Source organism: Nostoc sp. CHAB 5715, assembly GCF_020829685.1.
In the GTDB taxonomy this organism is placed as follows: Bacteria; Cyanobacteriota; Cyanobacteriia; order Cyanobacteriales; family Nostocaceae; genus Nostoc.
In genome coordinates this window covers 1-2,572 of record NZ_JAIVFR010001010.1, presented here as the reverse complement: position 1 = coordinate 2,572, position 2,572 = coordinate 1, and the positions used below count along the sequence as shown (strand labels likewise).

Genomic DNA, 2,572 nt, shown 5'->3' with positions numbered 1-2,572 from the left:
CTTACTTTGGGGAAGTGTATCCTCTGGACTTACGACAGTCTCTGCTTCACAGCTAATTAGGGGTGGTGCAGTCAGCAGCAAATGGAATCTATCAGTATCTTTTTGATACAATGTCGCGGCAGTTTCCACAACAGACCAGATTGGTAGGTCAGTGGAAATAAGTGATAAGCACACGGGCTTGCGGTGATGGGTCAGCATGGGAGCGATAAGGGCTAAAAGCTATTGAACAAAGTGAAATGAACACTCTAGCTGTCTAATAGGTCAGGGTAAGAAACTAAATAGTAAAACAGGCTTAATATTAATGAATTCGCTGATTTGTTAAGCTACACAGATACCAATAGAAACAGGTAGAATGTCAGCTTAGACAGCAAAAACGTTACTTTCTCTAGAGAGAGCTAATTCGTAAGTAAAGCTTGTAAATATTCTAAGACTATAGCCTCAAAACAGTGGGAGTCTTTTTAAATGCTAAAAAACCTTCTTGAGAGAGACTCGCCGTAGATTTAAGTAAGTTTCATACAGCAAAAAGCAATAGGATACTAGAGAGGCAGTCACCAGCAGCGATTTTGTTTGTTGCTGCTGAACTTCCGATGTATTCAAAAGCCAGTGTATCCTAATGTCGCCTTCTGTTATAACCGTAGAAACTCACGAAGACCTTTCACACAAGTTAATTATTTAACGGCCCCCTTTTGGCTGTCTTTACGGGGTCACATCCGAGTGGTTGGGGATTTTCACCATCGTCTAATGTTGGGCGCTCTAACCGAAGGTGAAACCGAAATTTTGTAACTTCTCTTAAAAGAAGAATTCCGCAGCACTGCTAGTTGTTTTCAAGCTCGACAAAAGGATTTTTCAAATATCCTCTAAATTTTATCGAATTACTGTGATTTCGAGTATTTGTAATGGATAACGTATATTTTGCAAAAATTAATGCTTTTAAATTTTTTACCCCAGATGAAGCGATGACACGACAAGCTAACAAAACAGTTAAAGACCAGCAGTGTTAATCAAGCAAATATTTTATCCCGGTTATGGGGCGCATCAAAATCAATCAGTGGCCCTTTTGGAACGATGCGAGTTGGGTTAACTTGGGGATGGCTTCTGTAATAATGCCGTTTGATGTGGTCAAGATTGCAAGTTTCTTTAACTCCCGGCAGTTGGTAAAGTTCTTTGAGATAATTCCACAGATTCGGATAATCTACAATCCTGCGTAAGTTGCATTTGAAATGCACATAATAAACTACATCGAAACGAAACAGAGTAGTGAACATACACCAGTCCGCCTCAGTAATTTGATTTTTGCAAAGATAGCGTTGATTTCCCAGTACTTTTTCCCAGTAGTCGAGAGCGGTGAATAATTCCGTTACTGCTTCATCATAAGCCGACTGAGTAGTAGCAAATCCCGCCCGGTAGACACCGTTATTTATTGGTTGATAAATTGTATCAATCGTCTCGTCAATTACTTTTTGTAAATGTTCTGGATAAAAGTTGATATTTTGTTTAGTGAAAGCATTGAATTCTGTATCAAACATCCGAATGATTTCGCGGGATTCATTATTGACAATTGTCCCATTTTGGATATCCCATAAAACTGGAACTGTCACCCGCCCACTATAGTTAGGGTCAGCCTTCAGATAAAGTTGCCAAAGATACTGAGTACCGTTGACTGTATCGGGAATGCACCCCGGTTCATCACCAAATTCCCAGCTATTTTGATCAATTTCTGCTGCAACAACCGATAACCCAATGACATCTTGGAGTCCTTTCAATTGGCGGATAATAGCGGTGCGACACGCCCAAGGGCAAGCCCAAGAAATATACAGATGATAGCGCCCCGCTTCAGCTTTCAACCCACTAGAACCATCAGACGTAATGTGGTTGCGGAAAGTAGTTGATGGACGGATAAATTTACCTTCTGAGTCTTCTTGATCCCTTTGAGATATCCACTGACCATTTTTAAGAATTCCCAAACCCATAATTATCTCCTTAGTTATTAGTCAACAGTCAAGAATCTAAAACTTTAGACTTTTGACCCCTTCGGGGTGACGCTCGCAAGCTCGCTAACGCTGCGAAGGCAGCCAGTCGCTCATGGGGGGAACCCCCATCGCCCTTGGCGTCTCCCCTTGGGAGAAGACCGCGCTAGCTCACTTTTGACTATTGAGCGTTGAGGATTTTTGGTACTTTGAAAAATTCGCCTTCCTGTTCAGGCGCACTGTTGAGGATGCTTTCTCGGTCAGGATAGGGTTGCAATTTATCCTCTCGTGTGATGTTGCTGACATCAATTGCCCGTGTTGTTGGGGGCACATTGCTAACATCAAGTTCATCCAACTGTTGAATATAATCCAGAATACTTCCTAACTGGGTAGTGAATTGTTCTTCTTCTTCGGGAGTCAATTCTAAACGAGCAAGATTGGCTACTTTATGAACTTGTTCTTGGTCAATCATAAATTGTCATTTGTCATTGGTCATTTGTCATTGGTCATTAGTCCTTAGCAAATGACAAAGAACTAATGACTAATTACTAAAAGAATACGTCCATTTGCGATCGCCCGGTGGTTTTCAGCCAGTTGGATGAACT

General features: G+C 41.3%; 2 protein-coding genes and 1 pseudogene. All 3 read right to left on the bottom strand.

All coding sequences use genetic code 11. The features are described from left to right. Positions 1 to 198 (bottom strand): annotated as a pseudogene (locus LC574_RS35095) (hypothetical protein); the annotation flags it as partial. An 803-nt stretch (positions 199 to 1,001) separates the two neighbouring features. Beyond that, a complete protein-coding gene (locus tag LC574_RS35090) occupies positions 1,002 to 1,970 on the bottom strand; it encodes a glutathione S-transferase family protein (RefSeq protein WP_229458230.1) in 969 nt (322 codons plus the stop codon). A 178-nt stretch (positions 1,971 to 2,148) separates the two neighbouring features. Continuing rightward, the gene (gatC, locus tag LC574_RS35085; protein ID WP_229458229.1) at positions 2,149 to 2,439 is read right to left on the bottom strand and encodes an Asp-tRNA(Asn)/Glu-tRNA(Gln) amidotransferase subunit GatC; all 291 of its coding nucleotides are present in this window, start codon (positions 2,437 to 2,439) and stop codon (positions 2,149 to 2,151) included. Between the last annotated feature and the right edge of the window lie 133 nt (positions 2,440 to 2,572).